Origin of the sequence: Bradyrhizobium viridifuturi, from assembly GCF_001238275.1 — a bacterium.
Taxonomy (GTDB): Bacteria; Pseudomonadota; Alphaproteobacteria; order Rhizobiales; family Xanthobacteraceae; genus Bradyrhizobium; species Bradyrhizobium viridifuturi.
Genome location: NZ_LGTB01000039.1, coordinates 44,284 through 65,153, shown reverse-complemented (window position 1 = coordinate 65,153; position 20,870 = coordinate 44,284). Strand labels below are relative to the sequence as shown.

Annotated in this window: 19 protein-coding genes, 1 tRNA gene and 3 pseudogenes; 17 read left to right on the top strand and 6 right to left on the bottom strand. The window is 65.4% G+C overall.

Translation table 11 applies throughout. The features are described from left to right. Positions 1-427: 427 nt before the first annotated feature. Positions 428-517 (bottom strand) — tRNA-Ser (locus ALC15_RS30420). Between the two features lie 213 nt (positions 518-730). On the opposite strand from ALC15_RS30420, the gene ALC15_RS30415 reads away from it, so the two are divergent. Continuing rightward, positions 731-1,594 carry an alpha/beta fold hydrolase gene (locus ALC15_RS30415; RefSeq protein WP_050630472.1) on the top strand — a complete coding sequence of 288 codons (864 nt, stop codon included), beginning with the start codon at positions 731-733 and terminating at the stop codon, positions 1,592-1,594. A 210-nt stretch (positions 1,595-1,804) separates the two neighbouring features. Here the strand turns inward: ALC15_RS30415 and ALC15_RS30410 are convergent, their stop codons facing one another. Next, positions 1,805-2,959, bottom strand: coding sequence for an ROK family protein (locus tag ALC15_RS30410; RefSeq protein WP_050630471.1), 1,155 nt, complete (start codon positions 2,957-2,959; stop codon positions 1,805-1,807). Positions 2,960-3,059: 100 nt separating this feature from the next. Next, positions 3,060-3,863 (bottom strand): SDR family NAD(P)-dependent oxidoreductase, encoded by an 804-nt coding sequence (locus ALC15_RS30405; protein ID WP_050630470.1) that lies wholly within the window; start codon positions 3,861-3,863, stop codon positions 3,060-3,062. A 128-nt stretch (positions 3,864-3,991) separates the two neighbouring features. Between ALC15_RS30405 and ALC15_RS30400 the strand changes: the two are divergent. From ALC15_RS30400 to ALC15_RS30385, 4 genes and pseudogenes are all read left to right on the top strand, one after another. Further along, positions 3,992-4,941: pseudogene (locus ALC15_RS30400) on the top strand (GlxA family transcriptional regulator). A 256-nt stretch (positions 4,942-5,197) separates the two neighbouring features. Next, the gene (gene rplU, locus ALC15_RS30395) at positions 5,198-5,674 is read left to right on the top strand and encodes a 50S ribosomal protein L21 (RefSeq protein WP_050630469.1); all 477 of its coding nucleotides are present in this window, start codon (positions 5,198-5,200) and stop codon (positions 5,672-5,674) included. A 92-nt stretch (positions 5,675-5,766) separates the two neighbouring features. Then, positions 5,767-6,036: a 50S ribosomal protein L27 gene (gene rpmA, locus ALC15_RS30390; RefSeq protein WP_021080922.1), complete on the top strand. Its 270-nt coding sequence runs from the start codon at positions 5,767-5,769 to the stop codon at positions 6,034-6,036. Between the two features lie 169 nt (positions 6,037-6,205). Continuing rightward, a complete protein-coding gene (locus ALC15_RS30385) occupies positions 6,206-6,802 on the top strand; it encodes a GNAT family N-acetyltransferase (protein ID WP_050630468.1) in 597 nt (198 codons plus the stop codon). Between the two features lie 154 nt (positions 6,803-6,956). On the opposite strand, the gene ALC15_RS30380 is transcribed toward ALC15_RS30385, so the two are convergent. Beyond that, on the bottom strand, positions 6,957-7,871 hold the full coding sequence (locus tag ALC15_RS30380; protein ID WP_050630467.1) for a DMT family transporter: 915 nt from the start codon (positions 7,869-7,871) through the stop codon (positions 6,957-6,959). A gap of 168 nt (positions 7,872-8,039) precedes the next feature. On the opposite strand from ALC15_RS30380, the gene ALC15_RS30375 reads away from it, so the two are divergent. From ALC15_RS30375 to ALC15_RS30320, 12 genes and pseudogenes are all read left to right on the top strand, one after another. Further along, positions 8,040-8,519 carry a MaoC family dehydratase gene (locus ALC15_RS30375; protein ID WP_050630466.1) on the top strand — a complete coding sequence of 160 codons (480 nt, stop codon included), beginning with the start codon at positions 8,040-8,042 and terminating at the stop codon, positions 8,517-8,519. A gap of 101 nt (positions 8,520-8,620) precedes the next feature. After that, positions 8,621-9,672 (top strand): annotated as a pseudogene (gene obgE, locus ALC15_RS30370) (GTPase ObgE). Positions 9,673-9,756: 84 nt separating this feature from the next. After that, positions 9,757-10,899, top strand: a complete 1,143-nt coding sequence (gene proB, locus ALC15_RS30365; RefSeq protein ID WP_050630465.1) for a glutamate 5-kinase — start codon at positions 9,757-9,759, stop codon at positions 10,897-10,899. A gap of 121 nt (positions 10,900-11,020) precedes the next feature. Then, positions 11,021-12,313, top strand: coding sequence for a glutamate-5-semialdehyde dehydrogenase (locus ALC15_RS30360; RefSeq protein ID WP_050630464.1), 1,293 nt, complete (start codon positions 11,021-11,023; stop codon positions 12,311-12,313). A 45-nt stretch (positions 12,314-12,358) separates the two neighbouring features. Beyond that, complete coding sequence (locus tag ALC15_RS30355) at positions 12,359-12,982, top strand: nicotinate-nucleotide adenylyltransferase (protein ID WP_050630499.1); 624 nt, start codon at positions 12,359-12,361, stop codon at positions 12,980-12,982. Between the two features lie 186 nt (positions 12,983-13,168). Beyond that, the gene (rsfS, locus tag ALC15_RS30350) at positions 13,169-13,537 is read left to right on the top strand and encodes a ribosome silencing factor (protein WP_050630463.1); all 369 of its coding nucleotides are present in this window, start codon (positions 13,169-13,171) and stop codon (positions 13,535-13,537) included. A 50-nt stretch (positions 13,538-13,587) separates the two neighbouring features. Then, complete coding sequence (gene rlmH, locus ALC15_RS30345) at positions 13,588-14,070, top strand: 23S rRNA (pseudouridine(1915)-N(3))-methyltransferase RlmH (RefSeq protein WP_050630462.1); 483 nt, start codon at positions 13,588-13,590, stop codon at positions 14,068-14,070. A gap of 37 nt (positions 14,071-14,107) precedes the next feature. Continuing rightward, the gene (locus tag ALC15_RS30340) at positions 14,108-15,502 is read left to right on the top strand and encodes a murein hydrolase activator EnvC family protein (protein ID WP_050630461.1); all 1,395 of its coding nucleotides are present in this window, start codon (positions 14,108-14,110) and stop codon (positions 15,500-15,502) included. After that, positions 15,499-16,884 (top strand): S41 family peptidase, encoded by a 1,386-nt coding sequence (locus ALC15_RS30335; RefSeq protein ID WP_050630460.1) that lies wholly within the window; start codon positions 15,499-15,501, stop codon positions 16,882-16,884. The genes ALC15_RS30340 and ALC15_RS30335 overlap by 4 nt, the downstream gene beginning before the upstream one ends. Before the next feature lie 151 nt (positions 16,885-17,035). Next, the gene (locus tag ALC15_RS30330; protein ID WP_050630459.1) at positions 17,036-18,250 is read left to right on the top strand and encodes a divergent polysaccharide deacetylase family protein; all 1,215 of its coding nucleotides are present in this window, start codon (positions 17,036-17,038) and stop codon (positions 18,248-18,250) included. An 82-nt stretch (positions 18,251-18,332) separates the two neighbouring features. Further along, on the top strand, positions 18,333-18,836 hold the full coding sequence (locus ALC15_RS30325) for an RNA pyrophosphohydrolase (protein WP_050424263.1): 504 nt from the start codon (positions 18,333-18,335) through the stop codon (positions 18,834-18,836). Between the two features lie 45 nt (positions 18,837-18,881). After that, complete coding sequence (locus tag ALC15_RS30320; protein WP_050630458.1) at positions 18,882-19,382, top strand: RNA pyrophosphohydrolase; 501 nt, start codon at positions 18,882-18,884, stop codon at positions 19,380-19,382. 80 nt (positions 19,383-19,462) lie between these two features. On the opposite strand, the gene ALC15_RS30315 is transcribed toward ALC15_RS30320, so the two are convergent. Together ALC15_RS30315 and ALC15_RS45575 are read right to left on the bottom strand one after the other, a co-directional pair. Continuing rightward, positions 19,463-20,461: an AraC family transcriptional regulator gene (locus ALC15_RS30315; protein WP_050630457.1), complete on the bottom strand. Its 999-nt coding sequence runs from the start codon at positions 20,459-20,461 to the stop codon at positions 19,463-19,465. Between the two features lie 166 nt (positions 20,462-20,627). After that, positions 20,628-20,811 (bottom strand): annotated as a pseudogene (locus tag ALC15_RS45575) (adenylate/guanylate cyclase domain-containing protein); the annotation flags it as partial. Positions 20,812-20,870: the final 59 nt, after the last annotated feature.

Sequence of the window (20,870 nt, the reverse complement as noted above, 5' to 3'; positions counted from 1 at the left end):
AACCTGGCAATCGAATGCATTTCAAAATTGATTTGCCCCGCCGGCCGCCGCCGGACAGCCCGAAAGGTGGCTGGCACTGCGCTCTGCCCACCCTTCGATTTCAGAGAGGCTGTCGAGCTACTCGGCTCTCGCCTCTCATCGTGCGGTTCGTCACACCGCCCAACTGTCGCGAGGATAATCGATAAAACTTTATCGACAATCGAAAGGAAAAATTAAGGTTAACGACGCGCCGCAAAGCCGCGCCGGCAGCGACACGGGCCTCTCAGCCGCAACGAGTGACGCGACTTGCCCGTGCACTTTCAACTACGGCTGCACACGGCGCGCGCTCAAATCCATCGATGTCATTTTGAGGAAGCGGCGGGTCTGCACGACGCTTCGAGTGATCCAGCAGGGCTGGTCGTGTCACCAGAACCCGCAAGGCTAAGGGTGGCGGAGAGGGAGGGATTCGAACCCCCGATAGGCTTGCACCTATGCCGCATTTCGAGTGCGGTGCATTCAACCACTCTGCCACCTCTCCAGTGGCCCGGGTGATTTGCGCCACCCGCGGTCGGGGCGTGTTCTAGGCGAGGTTGGCGGGACAGACAAGGCGCTGCAATAATATTTCCGCCACCGCGGCCTCGTACCGCCGAAGTACCGGGCCAACGTGAGAAAGTACGCGGAAACAAGGCGCTAGCGGGACACCTCGCGCTCGATCGGCGCGCGAGCGGGCCAAAGCCAGCAGGAGCGGACCATGGATCACGCAACGATTCGAGCCAACGGCGCGGCGTTCCACGTCGTGCGGACCGGCCGCGGCAGGCCGCTATTGCTGCTGCACGGCTGGCCGGAGTTCTGGCTGACCTGGAAGCCTGTCATGGCGCGGCTCGCCGACCGCTACACCCTGATCGCGCCCGACCTGCGCGGCTTCGGCGACAGCGACAAGCCGCAAGGCCCCTACGGCCCCGATCAGCATACCGACGACATGCTGGCGCTGCTGGACGCCCTCGGCATCGACAGGGCCGGCGTGGTCGGCCACGACGTCGGCGGCGCCGTGATGCAGCCGTTGGCCCGCAAGGCGCCGGAACGCATCGCCGGGCTGATGTTCTTCGATTTCGTCTATCCCGGCATCGGGCCGCGGATGGCCGCGCCCGACCGGCTGAATCACATCTGGTATCAGTCGTTCCACCAGATGGAGATGGCGCCCGCGCTGGTCGGCGCTACCAGGGAGAGCTGCCGCACCTACATCGGTCATTTCCTGCACAATTGGTCGCACCGCAAGGCGGCGTTCGACGACGTGATCGAGGATTTTGCCGACAATTTCTTCAAGCCGGGCAACCTCGCCGGAGGCTTCGCTCATTATCGCGCCTCACACGCGGGGCGCGTGAAGATGATGCAAGGGGAAGCGCCCGTGCTGCCGCCGATCACGGTGCCGACCTGCATCCGCTGGGCCGAACACGACCCGCTGTTTCCTTACTCATGGACCGACCGGCTGGGCGAGACCTTCTCCAACCTGGATCTCGCGATGTTTCCCGATGTCGGGCATTTCCCGCATCGCGAGGACCCCGATCGCGCAGCCGCGGAGATCGCCGGCTTCTTCGAGCGGATCAATTGGAGGTAGAAAGTGGTGGGACCGCCAGGACGCGACAAAAACTGGCGGTCCCGTGCCGCTTTTTAGTATTGCTGGCCGGGAAGTGCGGCTTCGCCGGTCGGCGGGAGCGACACGGCCCACGGTAGCGGCGCCCGCTGGATCGGCAATGCGAAGCCGATCTTAACCTAACCGATCAACCTTACCGCGCGATCCCAGGCCGTATGACCACGGAGGAAATCTTCAGGCGTCGGCCTTCTTGGCTTTCTTGGCCTTTTTCTCACCGTTGTCGCCCTCGACGTTCTTGTCTTTCTCGGTCTTCTTCTCACCCTTGCCGTTGTCTTTCCTGCGATTGGTGTAGCGGGCATTGCCGAGCCCGGTTCCGATGGTCAGCACGCCCCAGCGCGTGACATCCTGCATGAACGGAACCTCGGCCAGCCCCTGCGCCACGCCGTCATTGTGCATCACGATCGCGGTATCATGATCGCCGATCTGCGGGATCGCCTCGACCAGGCTCGCCGGCAGGTTGAACTTGCTGCTCTCCCAATTGCCGGGCAGGTTCTGCGCGCCCTTCTCGATTCCGCCGTCCTCCTTGATGACGCCGGGACAGGCGATGCCGATGAACGGCGCGAGCTTGAGATTCTCCTTCTCGGCGGCCGTGATCAAATCCTTCAGCATCTTCACCAGCCGCTTCACCGCGCCCTCGCGCGTCGGCTCGTCATCGGCGTGACGCCACAGCTCCGATTTCCAGACCGTCGCCTTGGACAGATCCGGCGCTTTCTTCCAGCGCGTCTCGACGACGCCGCAGCGGATATTGGTGCCGCCGATGTCGACCGCGAGCATGCCGTCATGGGCCTCGAAAATCCACGATGGCGCCAGATGCAGCGTGCCGATCAGCCCGGCATCGTCGGGATGGAAGCGGATCGGCACCAAATCGACCTTGAAATCCTCCGACTTCAGGATGATGTCGGTTCGCGCGATCGCGAGCTCGCCGAGCCTGGAGTCGCGGAAGCCGCCGCCGACCACGATGCGCTCGGTCTTGGCCCAGGCCTTGGTGTTGAGGAAGCGCCGCGTCACATAGGCGAGCTCCTGGGCAAACTCCTCGATCGCGCTGTGCACAACCGCGGAGGCTTCGGTGTCATCGCCGACCAGCATCTCGTCGAGCTTCTTCTTGCTGATCTTGTCGGACGGCTCGTCGCCGAACGGGTCCTCGCCGGATTTGCGCAGCGGCTTGCGCCAGCGGTCGAAGATCTTGCGGAACGCGCCCTTGGAGGCGCGATCGCCGAGAAAGCCCTCGTCGTCCTTCAGCTCGATGTTGAAGCTGTCGATGTCGACGGAAGGCAGCCGCGCGGCGCCGTGGTGCGCGATGCCCGTGGTCAGTCCAACGTCTTCAGCCATTCGCCTGCCCGCTTGAGGTTCCCAGCACTAACAATCAGGAACTCAAATGGTTGCGTCCCGCAGCGCGCGTTGGCCGCTGCGGGACGCAATTGCGCAGGTCTCAGGCAGCCTTCACCCCGTAGCGCGCCGCGGGCGCGCTGCGCGACAGGTTCGGCATCAGCTTCTGGCGGGCGGCCTCATAGGCCTGCCAATCCGCAGCCTCCGGCAGCGACGGCACGGTGAAGACCTCGCCCTGGTCGAGGCCGGCAAGCGCGGCATCGACCATGTCCTCGGCCTTCATCACGATCTCGCCGGGCAGATGCGCGACCGGCGTACCGGCGATGTCCCAGAACTCGGTGGCCGTGGCGCCGGGCAGCACGGCCTGGACCCGGATGTTCTTGTCCTTCAGCTCGTGCTGCAGCGAGTGCGTCAGCGCCAGCACGAAGGCCTTGCTGCCGCCGTAGACGCCGTTGAGCAGCTCGGGCTGGACGCCGACGACCGAGGCGATGTTGACGATGGTGCCGCCGCCGCGCGCGACGAGCCCCGGCACCGCCGCATAGGTCAGGCGCATCAAGGCGTCGACATTGAGCGCGATCATGTCGCTCATCTTGTCGACGTCGGATGCGAGCAGCGGCGCGGTGGCGCCGACGCCGGCATTGTTCACCAGCACGCTGATGCCGGCATTGTCGCGCAGAATGGATTCGATCCGCGAAACGTCGGCGCGCTTGCTGAGGTCGGCGGCAACGATCTCGATCGATCGGCCTGTCTCCGCCGCGAGACGCTTGGCGAGCCCATCGAGGCGCTCGCGATTGCGTGCGACGAGGATCAGATCGTAGCCACGCCGTGCGAGCCGGTCCGCATAGATGGCACCGATTCCGGACGACGCACCGGTCACGAGCGCCGTTCCTTTGGCTGACTTGGTCATGTTGGTCTCCTGTTTGACCCTGGACGGCCGGTTTTGGCCGCAGGTCAGGTTTTACAGAGCCCCTTGTATGTCTCAAATGTCATATATACACCTTTTTAGGACATCGATTATCGCCGTTGGAGAGTTCCATGCAGGAGATCGGCTTCGTCGTTTTTCCGGAATTCCAGGTGATGGGCTTCACCGCCATCACCGCCTTCGAGGTTGCCAATCTGATCGCCGGCGAGCAGTTCTACGAGGTGACGCTGCTGTCGGAGAATGGCGGCCCGGTGCGGTCGTCCGCCGGCTTCAATGTCGAAACCGAAGCCTTCGGCGAGCGCAGCTTCGACACGCTGTTCATCGGCGCCGGCCACGAGCTGCATCCGGCGTCGCCGAAATTGATCGACTACATTCGCCGCGCCGTGACGGCATCGCAGCGGATCGCCGCGCCCTGCATCGGCGCCTTCTCGCTGGCTGAGGCGGGCCTGCTCGATGGCCGCCGCGTCTCCACGCACTGGCAATTCGCGGCCGAGTTGCAGGCCCGGTTTCCGAGGCTCAAGGTCGAGCAGGACCGCATCTACATCACCGACGGCCCGATCTGGACCTCCGCCGGCATGACCGCGACGATCGACCTGGCGCTGGCGATGATCGAACATGATCTCGGCGTCGAGGTCGCGCGCTCGGTGGCGCGCAAGCTCGTCGTCTACCACCGCCGCACCGGCGGACAGTCGCAATTCTCGGCGCTGCTCGAGCTCGCGCCGAAATCCGACCGGGTGCAGAACGCGCTCAATTACGCCAAGGCGCATCTGCGCAACGAGCTGTCGGTGGAGGAATTGGCCGAGGTCGCGCGGCTCAGCCCGCGCCAGTTCAGCCGTGCCTTCCGCGCCGAGACCGGCCAGTCCCCGGCCAAGGCGATCGAGCAGCTGCGGGTCGAGGCGGCGCGCGAGCTGATCGGTGACGGCCGCATTCGATGGACGAAATTGCCGGCGAGACTGGCTTTGCCGACCGCGAGCGGATGCGGCGGGCGTTCCTGCGGGTGCTGGGACAGCCGCCGCAGACCATCCGCCGTCACGCGCGGGCGGCGGCCCAGACCGCGGCTTGAGCCGGCAATCCGGGCCGAAATCGCGCCAAACCCTTCATCTTTGGCCGGTTTTTGCCCTGCTTTACCTTGACTCCCCGTCGTTTGCGGCTATAAGTCCGCCCATCCGGCGCGGGGATTTCTCGCGCCGATTGTTTTTGTGCGGGCCATTTGGGAATTCATTCCCTTTCGCGCGAAACACCTAACCCATAGCGACTGAACAAAAAGCCGACCCGGACCATCGGTCCGAGGCCGGAACCGAACACGAAGGAATCAAACGATGTTCGCAGTCATCAAAACCGGCGGCCGGCAGTACCGTGTCGTTCCGAATGATGTACTCGAGATTGGCAAGATCGCCGGCGACGTCGGCACGATCGTGCAGCTAGGCGAAGTTCTGGTGCTCGGCGGTGACACGCCGGTGCTGGGAACGCCCACCGTCGCGGGCGCGACCGTTGCAGCCGAAGTGCTGCAGCACAAGCGCGGCGCCAAGGTGATCGCGTTCAAGAAGCGTCGCCGCAAGAATTCACGCCGCAAGCGCGGCTATCGCGACGAACTCACGGTGCTTCGCATCACCGAGATCCTCGCCGATAACGCCAAGCCGACCATCGGCCCGCGGCCGAAGAAGGAAAAGGTCGCAGCGCCCGCCGATGGCGAGGACGCAGCACCGAAGGCGGCCAAGAAGAAGGCGCCCGCCAAGGCGCCGGCCGCGAAGAAGGCTCCCGCCAAGAAGGCGGCGGCCAAGAGCGAGAAGAAGTGATCGTCGCGCTTTCAGATTTGAAGCGTGACAAAACGTGAAATGATTCCGTCAAGGAATTGATCTAGAGATCAAAGCGAAGTCGGAGACGAGCTATGGCTCATAAAAAAGCAGGCGGTTCATCGCGCAACGGACGTGATTCCAAGGGCAAGCGCCTTGGCATCAAGGCGTTCGGCGGCGAGCGCGTGATCCCCGGAAACATCATCGCGCGTCAGCGCGGCACCACCTGGCACCCCGGCCTTAATGTCGGCATGGGCACCGATCATACTCTCTTCGCCAAGGTCGAGGGTCATGTCGAGTTCCGTGCCAAAGCCAATGGCCGCACATTCGTATCGGTTATCCCGATGGCGCAGGCGGCCGAGTAGACGGTGGACACACATGAGTCCGCCGGGTCCTGTTGAACCGGCGGAGCAGCAAAGAGCTCCAAGGGGAGGCGGGATGACCGGCCTCCCCTTTTTGTTGCGCGCGATCCGGTTCGACCGCGCGTGACGTTCCAAGCGTTGCGTACCGATCGTCGCATCACAGGAGCTCGACATGTTGCAGGAAATCCCGACGCCGACCTTGCGCGAGGCAAGAGCTTGCGTCCTCGAGACCGAACGGCTGACATTGCGCAAGCCGACGCTCGCGGACGTAAAAGCAATCGCACGCCTCGCCAATGATCGCCGCATCGCGGAGAACACCCGCCGCCTGCCGCATCCCTATACCCAGGACGACGCCATCGACTTCGTGCGCGCGCTCGGCGCCCGCCGCCGCGAGACCGTCTTCCTGATCGAGAACAATCACACGCCGATCGGCATGGTCGGCATCGACTGGCGCGAGGAGACATCGGCCGAACTCGGCTACTGGCTCGGCGTCGACTATTGGGGCCAGGGCTTCGGCACCGAGGCCGCGCGCGCTGTGATCGACTACTTCTTCGAGGAATTCGATCTCGACCAGCTGATCGCGGGCGCCCGCGTCGTCAACCCATCGTCGCGCAACATCCTCGAGAAGTGCGGCTTCCAGTGGAGCGGCGTCGAGCTGCATCGCTTCGAGGCGCTGGGCTCGTCGAGCCCGGTCGACGCCTTCCGCCTGTCGCGCGGCGTCTGGACCTCGCTGAAGCGCTGGAATAGCTCGAAGCGGCGGGAGAGCTAGTTCTCGACCGTTCCGCAACCAAGGTTGTCGTCCCGGCGAAAGCCGGGACCCATTTCCACAAATAGTCGTTGTTAGACCGAGCCGCGGCTCCAGCCTATGCAGCAATCAGCATCGGTGGTTATGGGTCCCGGCCTTCGCCGGGACGACAACGCGGTTACGCCGGCGGATTCACCGCGGAGTCCGTGCGTCCAAGCTGCTGCTCGCGCACGAAGATGTAGAGGCCGGCCGCGATGATGATGGCGGCGCCGACGATCGTCGCCCAGGACGGCACGTCGCCGAACACCACGAAGCCGAAGATCACCGCCCAGACGATCATCGAATACTGATACGGCACCACCACGCTGGCCGGCGCGAGCTTCAGCGAGCGGTTCACGCAGAGCAGCGCCGCGACCGAGATGATGCCGGCGGTGAAGAACAGCACCAGGCTGCCGGCCGATGGCGTCACCCAGCCGAACGGCGACAGCACAAGGCCGAGGATGAAGGTGCCGCCGAATTGCGATGTCGCCAGCACGATGTCGGGCGTCGCGCGCAGCGAGCGCGTGATCAGCATCAGCACCGCAAACGACAGGCTGCCGCCGAGCGCGATCATCGCCGGCCAGCTGATGGTTTGCGCGGATGGCCTGAGCGCGATCAGCACACCGCAGAAGCCGACCAGGATCGCGGTCCAGCGCCGCCAGCCGATATGCTCGCCGAGCACGAGGCCCGACATCGCGGTGACGAAGATCGGTCCGGCGAGGTAGTAGGTGATGACGTCGGCGAGCGGCAGATAGACCGTCGCCAGGAAGAACGCCGCGACCTCCAGCGTCGACAGCGTGACGCGCAGCAATTGCAGCCACGGCCGCTCCAGATGCAGGAAGTCCGCGCGCCGCTTCCACACGATCGGCAGCAGCACCAGCAGCGCCGCGCAGGCGCGCAGCCACAGCAATTGCCCGACCGAATAGGTCGCGACGATGAATTTGCCCATCGCATCGCCGAACGAGAACATGAAGATCGACAGCAGCATCAAGCCGATGCCGGCGAGCCGCGCCGATCGATCGTCGTAGGAGGACAGTTTTGCGAACAGGCTCATTGTTGTCTTGTTATCGCCGCCACTTGAGTCGGGCAGGTCCGGACGCCGGTTTTACCGAGGTGGCCGTGCAGGACAACCCCGGCGCGGGCATATCGAACCAATTGTCGCAGTGCCGCAGCTGCGCTACGGCTGGGCCATCACGTCAAGAAACAGAGCAGGAAACGCCGCATGAGCGACTTCGACCCCACCCAGCATCGCATGGTCCCCGCGCAGCGCTGGTTCGAGGATTTCGTGCTCGGCGAGCGCTTCGTGATCCCGAGCCGGACCCAGACCTCGGCGGTGTTCGCCGCGTTCCAGACCGCCAGCGGCGACACCCATCCGATCCATTACGACGTCGAATATTGCCGCACCCGCGGCATGCCCGATTTGCTCGCCCATGGCTTCCAGACCCTGGTGCACACCGCGCCCGGCGCGGGGCTGTTTCCCTATGTCGTCGAGGAGTCGCTGGTCGGCTTCCTGGAGCAGTCGAGCAAGTTCCTGAAGCCGGTCTATGCCGGCGACACCATCTACCCGGCGCTCGAGGTGATCGAGCTGTCACCGGGCAAGACCACCGGCGTCGTGACCTTGCGCTCGACCGTGCACAACCAGCGCCGCGAGCTGGTGCTGGAGGGCATGCAGAAATTCCTGGTGCGCCGGCGGCCCACTTAGCCGCAAGGGCCGCAAAAAGGCCCGAAAATTAAGGCTTTTCGCCGAAGTCAGGGCCTTTCCGGGTTGCCGCCGCGGCCACCCTGCCCTAACTAGTGAAAATCATGAAATTCCTCGATGAAGCCAAGGTGTATATTCGCTCGGGCGACGGCGGCAACGGCTGCGTCGCGTTCCGGCGCGAGAAGTTCATCGAGTTCGGCGGTCCGTCCGGCGGCAATGGCGGCCGCGGCGGCGACGTCATCATCGAGTCCGTCGACGGACTGAACACGCTGATCGACTACCGCTACCAGCAGCACTTCAAGGCGCAGAAGGGCACAAATGGCATGGGCAAGGACCGCCATGGCGCCAACGGCAAGTCGATCGTGCTGAAGGTGCCGGTCGGCACCCAGGTGTTCGACGAGGACCGCGAGACGCTGCTGCACGACTTCACCGAGCTCGGCGAAAAATTCGTGCTGGCGACCGGCGGCAATGGCGGCTTCGGCAATGCGCATTTCAAATCCTCGACCAATCGCGCGCCGCGCAATGCCAATCCCGGCGCGCCCGGTGAAGAGCGCTGGATCTGGCTGCGGCTGAAGCTGATCGCCGATGCCGGCCTGGTCGGCCTGCCCAACGCCGGAAAATCGACCTTCCTGTCGGTGGTCAGCGCGGCGCGGCCGAAGATCGCCGACTATCCCTTCACCACGCTGCATCCGCAGCTCGGCGTCGTGAACTACGGCGCCGTGAATTCGTGCTCGCCGACATCCCCGGCCTGATCGAAGGCGCGCATGAGGGCGCCGGCCTCGGCGATCGTTTCTTGGGCCATGTCGAGCGCTGCCGCGTGCTGCTGCATCTGATCGATGCAACCTGCGAGCATGCCGGCAAGGCCTACAAGACCGTGCGCACCGAGCTCGAGGCCTATGCAGGCCAGCTCGCCGACAAGATCGAGATCGTCGCGCTCAACAAGATCGACGCGGTTGCGCCCGACGAGTTGAAGAAGCAGAAGGACCGCCTCAAGCGGGCGGCGAAGAAGACGCCGCTGCTGCTGTCAGGCGCGACCGGCGAAGGCGTGCCGGATGCGCTGCGTGCGCTGGTTGACGTAATCGGCGAGGCGCCGGTGTCCAACAAGGCCAAGGGCGGCCAGGCGGAGCCGTGGGCGACGCCGGTGCCGCAGGGCTGAGCGGCAACCAGACTTCCCAAGCCACTTCACGTCCATGCCACCTCGTGGCGCCTCTTGCTTCCACCTTCCTGCCAGACCGAACCCATGAAACGCCCCGCGCTCAAGAACTTTCGCCGCATCGTCGTCAAGGTCGGCTCGTCGCTGCTGGTCGATTCGCAGGCCGGCGAATTGCGCGCATCATGGCTCGCCGCCCTGGTCGAGGACATCGCAAAGCTCCACAAGCGCGGCTGCGAGGTCATGGTGGTGTCGTCGGGCTCGATCGCGCTCGGCCGCAGCCGCCTGAAGCTGCCGCGCGGCCCGCTGAAGCTCGAGGAGAGCCAGGCTGCCGCCGCGGTCGGACAGATCGCGCTGGCGCGGATTTGGTCGGAGGTGCTCGGCCATCACGGCATCGGCGCCGGGCAGATCCTGGTGACCTTGCAGGACACCGAGGAGCGCCGCCGCTATCTCAACGCGCGCTCGACCATCGCCAAGCTGCTGGAATGGGGCGCAGTGCCCGTGATCAACGAGAACGACACGGTCGCCACCACCGAGATCCGCTACGGCGACAATGATCGCCTCGCCGCCCGCGTCGCCACCATGGCGAGCGCGGATCTTCTGATCCTGCTGTCCGACATCGACGGCCTCTACACCGCGCCGCCTGCGGTCGATCCCGACGCCAAGCTGATTCCGGTGGTCGAGAGCATCACCTCGGAAATCGAGGGCATGGCGGGCTCGGCCGGCTCCGAACTGTCGCGCGGCGGCATGACCACCAAGATCGAGGCCGCGAAGATCGCGACCACCGCCGGCACCCACATGCTGATCGCCTCCGGCAAGATCGAGCATCCCCTGCAGGCGATCGCCGACGGCGGCCGGTGCACCTGGTTCCTGACCCCGGCCAATCCCGTCACCGCGCGCAAGCGCTGGATCGCCGGCTCGCTCGAGCCGAAGGGCACGCTGACCATCGATGCCGGCGCGGTCGCGGCATTGCGCGCCGGCAAGAGCCTGCTGCCGGCCGGCGTCGTCAGGGTCGACGGCCAGTTCGCCCGCGGCGATGCCGTGGTGGTCCGCGGACCGGACACCCATGAGATCGGCCGCGGCCTCGTCGCCTACGACGCCGAGAATGCCGAGAAGATCAAGGGCCGCTCCTCGCCCGACGTGATGACCATTCTGGGCATCAGCGGCCGCTCCGAGATGATCCACCGCGACGACCTCGTGATCGGCCCGGCCGGGGCGATCCCGGCCAAGTAGGCCCAACTGGGCCATTGGCCGAGCGGGGCGGGCCGCCGCCCACCTGCCATGCCGGTTCCGCGCCTCGCCACCCCCCAATTGCCATGCTAGAACATGGCCTTATTGCAAAGCTGGGACTTCCATGAGCTCCCCCCTGAAGGCGATCGACGGCAACGCCGATCTCACCGCCCTGATGACCGACCTCGCCGCCAAGGCGCGCGCCGCCGCGCGCGTGCTGGCGCTGGCGCCGCCGGAGCAGAAGAACCGGGCGCTCACCGCGATCGAACGCGCCATCCGCGCCAATGCGCCGGCGATTCTCGCCGCCAATGCCGAAGATGTCGCCGAGGCGCGCGCGGGCGGCATGAGCTCGGCCTTCATCGACCGCCTGACACTGACACAGGCGCGCGTCGACGGCATGGCCGACGGCGTTGCGACCGTGCGCGAGATCGTCGATCCGGTCGGCGCCGTCACCGAAAGCTGGCAGCGCCCGAACGGCATGACCATCGAGCGCGTGCGCGTGCCGCTCGGCGTGATCGGCGTGATCTTCGAAAGCCGCCCCAACGTCGCCGCCGACGCCGGCGTGCTGTGCCTGAAGTCGGGCAACGCCGTGATCCTGCGCGGCGGCTCCGACAGCTTCCGCTCCTGCCGCGCGATCCATCAATGCCTGGTGCAGGGCCTGCGCGAAGCCGGCCTGCCCGAGGCTGCGATCACCCTGGTGCCGACCCGCGACCGCGCGGCCGTCGGCCTGATGCTGACCGGACTGAACGGCGGCATCGACGTGATCGTGCCGCGCGGCGGCAAGAGCCTGGTTGGGCGCGTCGAGGCCGAGGCGCGCGTTCCGGTGTTCGCGCATCTCGAGGGCGTCAACCACATCTATGTCGATGCCAGCGCGAAGCTCGACATGGCCAAGGCGGTCGTGCTGAACGCCAAGATGCGCCGTCCCGGCGTCTGCGGCGCCGTCGAGACCCTGCTGATCGATCGCAACGCGGCCGCGACCAAGCTGAAACCGCTGGTCGAGCTGCTGATCGACGCCGGCTGCGAGGTGCGCGGCGACGACACCGTGCAAGGCGTCGACGCCAGGGTGAAGCCCGCGTCCGACGAAGATTGGGACACCGAATATGAGGACGCGATCATCTCGGCAAGGATCGTCGACGGTCTCGATGAAGCGATTGCGCATATCCAGAATCACGGCTCGCATCACACCGATGCGATCGTGACCGAGGATGCCGCTGCCGCGCAGCGATTCCTCAACGAGGTCGATTCGGCGATCGTGCTGCACAACGCCTCGACCCAGTTCGCCGATGGCGGCGAGTTCGGCTTCGGCGCGGAGATCGGCATTGCCACCGGCAAATTCCACGCCCGCGGCCCTGTCGGCGCCGAGCAGCTGACGAGCTTCAAGTACCGCGTCCACGGCACCGGGCAGACACGGCCGTGATCATTGTCGCACGCACACGGTAGATCCTTGCAGCAAGCTTCCACCGTGCCGTTGTCCGCAGCCCAGGCGCTTCCGTTCTACACCAACGGCATGCGCATCGGGCTGCTTGGCGGCTCGTTCAATCCGCCGCACGCCGCGCATCGCGCGATCAGCCTGTTCGCGCTCAAGCGCTTGCAGTTGGATCGCGTGTGGTGGCTGCTGACGCCGGGCAATCCGCTGAAGAACCATGACGGCCTGCATGCGCTCAACGAGCGCGCCGCCGCGGCGCGCCGCGTTGCCGACGATCCGCGCATCGACATCAGCTGTCTCGAAGCTGTCATTGGCACGCGCTACACTGTAGACACGATCATCCACTTGCGCCGCCGCGTCTCCGGCGTGCACTTCGTCTGGATCATGGGCGCTGACAATCTCGCGCAATTTCATCGCTGGAAAGATTGGCGGCGCATCGCGTCCGATGTGCCGATTGCCGTGATCGACCGACCGCCCCAGAGCTTCCGCGCCCTTGCCGCACCGGCGGCGCAGGCGCTATCGCGCTATCGGATGCCCGAAAATCAGGCGACCCGGCTGGCCGACCAACAGGCGCCGGCCTGGGTTTTCCTGACAGGAATGAAATCCAATCTGTCTTCGACCGGACTCCGGAACCCGGACGGGAGCTGGAGAACGGCGTGAAGCGCAAAAGGGTTACTGGAATATTGAAACCATTAACCCCACATGCGTAGTATGGTGCGTGGGGCCGAGGATTCGGCACCCGCGATACAGTGAAAGGAATGGTCCCTGGCCACATCTGTATTGTCAAAGTCTGTTTTACCCAAGGTTCCAAAGACTGCGCGTAAAACATCGACGAAAACCGCGGCCTTGCAGGCGCAACCGGACGCCGACAAACCGGATGCCAACAAGACGCTGAGCCTGATCCTCTCCCGCCTCGAGGACATGAAGGCGGAAGAGACGGTCACCATCGACCTTCGGGGCAAATCCGCATACTCCGACTACATGATCGTCACCACCGGCCGGGTGAACCGGCACGTTGGCGCGATCGCGGAGAATGTGACGAAGAGCCTCAAGGAAAACGGGGTCAAGAACATCCATGTCGAGGGCTTGCCCAATTGCGACTGGGTGCTGATCGATTCCGGCGACGTGATCGTGCACGTGTTCAGGCCTGAGGTGCGCGAGTTCTACAACCTCGAACGGTTGTGGACTCAGAACCCGGCGGTCGCGGCGGTCTAAGGGGTATCGAAGCCGATGCGAATCGGCTGCAGCGCAGCTAGGCTGCGTTGATGCGCCTCGTCGTCATCTGCATCGGCCGTCTGAAACAGGGCCCTGAACGGGAGCTTGCGGAGCGCTACCGCGAGCGCTTCGAGGATATCGGCCGCAAGCTCGGCTTTCGCGGCCTCGAGATTCATGAAATTGCGGAGAGCCGCGCGCGCGACAGCGCTGCGCGCATCGCGGAAGAAGCTGCGGCGATCGCGGCGCTGCTGCCTGACAAGCACGTGCTGGTCGCCCTCGACGAACGCGGCAAGAGCATCGACAGCGCAGGCTTTGCCCAGCAGCTCGGCCGCTGGCGCGACGAGGGGTTGGCGCAGACTGTCTTCGTGATCGGCGGTGCGGACGGACTTTCGCCCGAATTGCAGCGCAAGGCTTCGTTGCGTATTGCATTCGGCTCCGCGACCTGGCCGCATCAAATGGTCCGCGTCATGCTTCTGGAACAGATTTATCGGGCCGCGACCATTCTGGCCGGCCATCCCTATCATCGCGCATGACGTGATGAGGGACAGACAAAAGCGCTGAACAGCTCGGATGCAGCACAAGCGGGACCAGCATTCTGTTTTCGAAAGCGCGCGCCGCCATTGGCTGACCGCATCCCTGCCGTTGTCGATCGCCATGTTGGCCGCTGCTCCGCTGGCTCCGGCGCATGCGCAGGCAGCACCACCGGCACAACAATCCGCACCGCCGGCACAGCAGGCCGCGACGGCGGAGACCTCGCCCGACGCCATCAAGCAACGCGAGCAGGAGCTTGAGGCCGCGCGCGAGCAGCAGCGCAAGGCGACCGAGTTGCAGGAGAAGCTGAAGGCCGACATCGCCGCGATCGGCCAGGACCGCAGCAAGCTCAACCAGCAGCTGATCGACATTGCCGGCCAGGTGCGCGGCGTCGAGACACGGATCGCCGACGCCGAAGCCCGCCTGCAACCGCTCGACGGCCGCGAGCGCGAAATCCGCGGCTCGCTGGATTCACGCCGCTCCGAGGTGATCGAGGTGCTGGCGGCGTTGCAGCGCGCCGGACGGCGGACCCCGCCGGCGCTGCTGGTGCGGCCCGAGGACGCGCTGCAATCGCTGCGCACCGCGATGCTGCTCGGCGCCGTGGTGCCGGAATTGCGCGTCCGCGCCGAGAAGCTTGCCGCCGACCTCGGCGAACTGGTCGCGCTGCGCAAGACCATCTCGACCGAGCGCGATGCGCTGGCGGCCGACCGCGACAAGCTCAGGGAAGACCAGACCCGCCTGGCGGCGCTGGTCGACGAACGGCAGCGGCAGCAGAGCGCGGCCGAAAAGGACATGGAGACCGAAGGCGCCCGCGCCATCGCGCTGTCGAAGCAGGCCGACAATCTGCAGAGCCTGATCGCCAAGATGGAGCAGGATCTGAAGAGCGCGGCCAAGGCGGCCGCCACGGCCAGCCTCCAGGGGGCGCCGGCGACCGTTAATGGTAAACCCAATCTCGGGGCGCTCAAGGACCCGGCGCGCATGAGCCCGGCGGTCGCCTTCGCCTCGGCCAAAGGCCTGTTCGCCTATCCGGTGAATGGCACCAAGATTCGCGAATTTGGCGGTTCCGACGGCGCGGGGGGCGTACAAAAAGGCATTTCTTTGGCAGCCAAACCGGGCGCGCAGGTCACAACCCCGTGTGACGGCTGGGTTGTTTACGCGGGTCCTTTCCGCAGCTATGGACAACTCTTGATCCTCAATGCCGGGGGCGGGTATCATGTCCTGATCGCCGGGATGGAGCGTATTTCGGTAAACATCGGCCAGTTTGTACTTACGGGGGAGCCGGTTGCGACCATGGGGTCGACGTCCCAGGTTGCATCCATTCTCGCGACCAATGCGAGCCAGCCAGTGCTCTATGTCGAGTTCCGGAAAGACGGCACTCCAATCGATCCAGGTCCATGGTGGGCCACAAATGAAGGCGAAAAGGTTCGCGGATGATGCGCAAGACTTCGGTAATTCTCCTTAGCGCCGCCACCGGCGCGGCCCTCACGCTTTTCGTCACGCAGCCCCGCGCTGTGCTGATGGGATCGAGCGCGCGGGCCGCGACGTCGGACACCTACCGCCAGCTCAATCTGTTCGGCGATGTCTTTGAACGTGTGCGCAGCGACTATGTCGAGAAGCCGGATGATTCGAAGCTGGTCGAATCCGCGATCTCCGGCATGCTGTCCGGCCTCGATCCGCATTCGAGCTACATGGACGCCAAGAGCTTCCGCGACATGCAGGTGCAGACCCGCGGCGAGTTCGGCGGCCTCGGCATCGAAGTCACGATGGAAGACGGACTGATCAAGGTCGTCTCGCCGATCGACGACACCCCGGCCTCGAAGGCCGGCATCATGGCCAACGACATCATCACCACGCTCGACGACGAGGCGGTGCAGGGCCTGACGCTGAACCAGGCCGTCGAGAAGATGCGCGGTCCGGTCAACACCAAGATCAAGCTCAAGATCATCCGCAAGGGCCAGGACAATCCGATCGACGTCACGCTGGTGCGCGACAACATCCGCGTCCGCTCGGTGCGCGCGCGCGTCGAGGCCGACGACATCGCCTATATCCGCATCACCACCTTCAACGAGCAGACCACCGAAGGCCTGAAGAAGGAGGTTGCCAATCTGCAGGGCCAGATCGGCGACAAGCTGAAGGGCTACATCATCGACCTCAGAAACAATCCCGGCGGCTTGCTGGAAGAAGCGGTCACGGTGTCCGATTCGTTCCTCGAGCGCGGCGAGATCGTCTCGACCCGCGGCCGCAATGCCGAGGAAACCCAGCGCCGCGCGGCGCATCCGGGCGACCTGACCAAGGGCAAGCCGGTCATCGTGCTGATCAACGGCGGCTCGGCCTCGGCCTCGGAAATCGTCGCCGGCGCGTTGCAGGACCACAAGCGGGCGACGCTGGTCGGCACCCGCTCGTTCGGCAAGGGCTCGGTGCAGACCATCATCCCGCTCGGTTCGGGCAACGGCGCGCTGCGCCTGACCACCGCGCGCTACTACACGCCATCGGGCAAATCGATCCAGGCCAAGGGCATCGTGCCCGACATCGAGGTGCTGCAGGACGTGCCGGAAGAGCTGAAGGCGCGCACCGACACCAAGGGCGAAGCCTCGCTGCGCGGCCATCTGAAGAACGACGGCGACGAGAAGACCGGTTCGCAGTCCTACGTCCCACCGGACGCCAAGGACGACAAGGCGCTGAAGATGGCCGACGATCTGCTGCATGGCATCAAGTCGACCGCGAACACCACGCCGGCGCCCGCCGCCCCGTCCGGTGACAAGGCGCCCGGCGACAAGGCCGCCGCCGACAAGCCGGCCAACAAGTCCTCGAACTGATCCGATCCCAATCGATCTGGCGAAAAGGGCGGCCCTCGGGCCGCCCTTTCTGCTTTCGGCATCCACCACCGTCCGTGCTTTGCCGGGGAGGCCGGCGCGCGGGAATGCACCGCATCGTGCTATCGTTCGCACTGTTGATTCGGGGAGGGTCATGGCAGAGGCGGCCGACGAACTGAGCACGCCGCTTGGGCAGAAGACCGTGGGCAGGACGCGCCGTTTCCGCCTGCCATTCACGGCGATGCAGGCGCTCGCCGTGCTGCTGGGACTCGTGCTGGTCGGTTTCGTTGGCGTTGCGCTGTTCAACGACAACCCGCTCGGCGGCGAGCCGATGGCCCGCATCACCCTCCGTAATCCTCCACCCGCGGCCGCCGACGACAAGCACGCCCCGGCCGAGCCGGCCGTCAAATCCGCCGCCAAGGCACCGGCCGTGGCCGGCGACGCCAAGAATGACGCCAGGACGGTCACCATCATCGACGGCTCCAGCGGCAAGCGTCAGGACGTCGTGATCGGCGCCGGCGATCCGGCCGAAAAGTCGATGGAAGGCGATGCGGCCCCGCTCGCGATGACCGGAATCGACCCGCGCCTGCTGGAAAAGTCGCGCTATGGCATGATCCCGGTGGTCGCCGACGGCCTGAAGCCGTTCACCGTCTATGCGGCCGAGGCCGACCGCGCCAAGGCGGCCCGCATGCCGGTGGTCGCCATCGTGGTCGCCGGGCTCGGCGTTGGCGCCGCCAAGACCGCTGATGCCATCATGAAGCTGCCGCCGGCCGTGACGCTGGCCTTCACGCCCTACGGCGCCGACCCCGGCAAGCTCGCTGAACGCGCCCGCTCGCAGCGCCATGAGATCCTGCTGCAGATCCCGATGGAGCCGTTCGACTATCCCGACAATGATCCGGGCCCACAGACCCTGCTGACCACGCTGAGCGGCGAACAGAATCTCGACCGGCTCTATTGGCACCTCAGCCGCCTGCAGGGCTATGCCGGGATCGCCAATTTCATGGGGGCCCGGTTCGTTGCGACCGATCCCGTGATGCAGCCGATCGTGCGCGAAGCGGCCAAGCGCGGCCTGAGCTGGTTCGACGACGGTTCCACCCCGCGCAGCGTGGCGCAAAACCTCTCCGCCGGCCAGTCGCTGCCGTTCGCCAAGGCCGATTTCGCCATCGACGCCGTTCCGACGTCGGCAGAAATCGACCGCGCGCTGGTCAAGCTGGAAACCATCGCCAAGGAACGCGGCTTGGCCGTGGGCGTCGCCTCGGCGCTGCCGGTCTCGATCGAGCGGCTCGGCGCCTGGCTGAAGACACTGGACTCCAAGGGCATCATGCTTGTGCCATTGACAACGGCGATGCTGAAATCAAAATCGAGCTAGAGATCAATCTGTTGGTGCCGCTTTCGACCTTGCCGGGGGGCCGGGTCTGGCGGCGCCGGGAACTGTGCGAGGTAGCGGCAGCATGGCACGTTATGAGGACCTGCCCTATCGAACCTGCGTCGGCATCATGCTGCTGAATACGGCCGGGCTGGTCTTCATCGGGCGCCGCGCCGGCGGCATCGAACATGTCGACGACGCGCATGTCTGGCAGATGCCGCAAGGCGGCGTCGATCCCGGCGAGGATACGTTTCAGGCCGCGCGACGCGAACTCTATGAGGAGACCAGCGTCAAGTCGGTGGAGAAGCTCGGCGAGGTCTCGGACTGGCTGATCTACGACATCCCGCGCACCGTCGCGGGCCGTGCCTGGAAGGGCCGCTATCGCGGCCAGCGGCAGAAGTGGTTCGCGTTGCGCTTCACCGGCGACGAAAACGAGATCAACGTTGCCAACCCCGGCGGCGGCCACAAGGCCGAGTTCATCACCTGGCGCTGGGAGCCGATGAAGAATTTGCCGGAGCTGATTGTGCCGTTCAAGCGCCCGGTCTATGAGCGCGTCGTGAAGGAATTCGCCGGCCTGGCGGCGAAGTAGGTGGCCGGGCGATCGGCCCAATCAACGCGCGACGCAGCTATCGAGATGTCATCGGATAAGCCTTATCGCCCCAATGTGGGCATCGCGCTGTTCAACGCGGCTGGACGCGTGCTGATCGGCCACCGGATCAAGGACGATGGTCCGGAGATCGTGCTGCCCGGCCTCGAATGGCAGATGCCGCAGGGTGGCATCGACGCGGGCGAGGATCCGCGCCAGGCCGTGATGCGCGAATTGTGGGAAGAGACCGGGGCGGTCAGCGCCCACTATCTCGGCGAGACCGACTGGATGACCTACGAATTCCCTGCCTATGACGGGCCGGCATCGCATCGGCTCGCCAAATTCCGCGGCCAGCGGCAGAAATGGTTTGCGCTGCGTTTCACCGGACGCGACGAGGAGATCGATCCCCTGACGCCGCGCAACGGCCAGCCTGCGGAATTCGATCAATGGCGCTGGGAGCGCCTCGACCGCGTCGCCGACCTCGTGGTGCCGTTCCGCCGCGACGTCTACCGCGCGGTCGCGATCCGGTTCGCCGAATTCGCCGGCTAAACTGAGCATGGTCCGGAGAAGCGTGTAGCGGTTTTCCCCCGCGACAGACGCAAGGCGTTTGCGCGCAGACCATGCTCGAATCAAAGAGCCAGGGCGGGGTGACGATTCGAAGAAACGTCATCCCGATCCGGCGGCGGTGCGCGCCGCGCATCACCCGGCGTGATGCCGTAGGTTGCACGGAAGGTGCGATAGAACGTCGCGATGCTGTCGAAGCCGCACGCGAACGCGATCTCGTCGATGCCGCGTTCCTTCATGACGTAGAGCAGGCGCCTCGCCTCCTGCAACCTCGCCGCCGTCAGCGTTCGCGCCAATGACAGGCCGGTCGGCTCGAACAGCGCATGCAATTGCCGCAGCGAAATGCCGAGCTCGGTGGCGACCGCAGCCGGCGTGAGCGAGGCGCGATGCAGGTCGCGCAGCAGGATTTCGCGCGCGGCATGGAGGTAGCCGGCATGTAGCGCGGCACGGATTTCATCCTGTCGCGGCCGCAGGCGCCCGCGTGCGAGCAGCGCCAGGCGAACCATGTGCGTGACTTCGTCGGCGAACTGCCCGGTTCGCGCAGGATCGCGGGTCATGGCGCGGAACATGGCGCCGACCAGCCGGGTCAGGCTCGCATCGCGCGCCAGCGCGACGGGCGGCGCATCCTCAACTCGCGCACCGAGCACGAGCTCTTCGGAGACCGGGATCTTGAGGCTGAAGAAATGAAACCCATCGGTCCGTTCGGGCGTCGAGAAATACGGCAGATTGGAGTGGCCGAACACCAGATCGCCGTTGTGCACGAAGTGAACCCGATCGCGGCCGATGTTCAGATGGCCGGGGCCGCGCACCTGCCACGCCAGTTGTAGGCTGTTGCTCGGGACGCGCGCGATGTCGGTTGAGGTCCGGCTGACCCGATAGGAGGACGCCGACATTTCCGCCAGCACGGCACCGCCCACCGGCGTCGCGGAAAAGTGCCCGCGGAAATCAGGCCGCTTGTCGCGCTCGAGCTCGATCGTGACCCCGAACAGGCTCTTACCGCGCACATCGCACCAGTGCTCGAAACGGTCCTGCGGGCGGAGCCCATCGGTGGAGAAGGTCAGCACGGAATCTTGTCCATTACGTCCAAAGTGGAAGCGCGCCCCGATCGAGTCGGTTCGTCGTTTTGCGGCAGCTTGTCATGTGTGCGCGCTCCCAGCTGTAAGCTGCTTCACATTTTCCGGTGCGGCTCACCGCGTAGCATTTTCCGGACCATTTCAGTTCGGGCCGACCGCTGGGAAGTTCGGCGAGCACCGCATCGCCTGCGGTGTTGAAGATGCGGCCGCCGCCCTTTGCAATGAAGTCGTCGGTGACCTGTCGATAGGGAGCCGCCGCAGCGTCTCTCCTCATCTTCGGCAACCAGTTGACTATAGCCTGCAATATCGGCCGCGAAGATCGCCGCGATCTTGCGCTTCATGAGCACCGGCCCCGGAATCCGAATATGCCGGGGAGAATGCCGCCAGACGCGTTCACGCG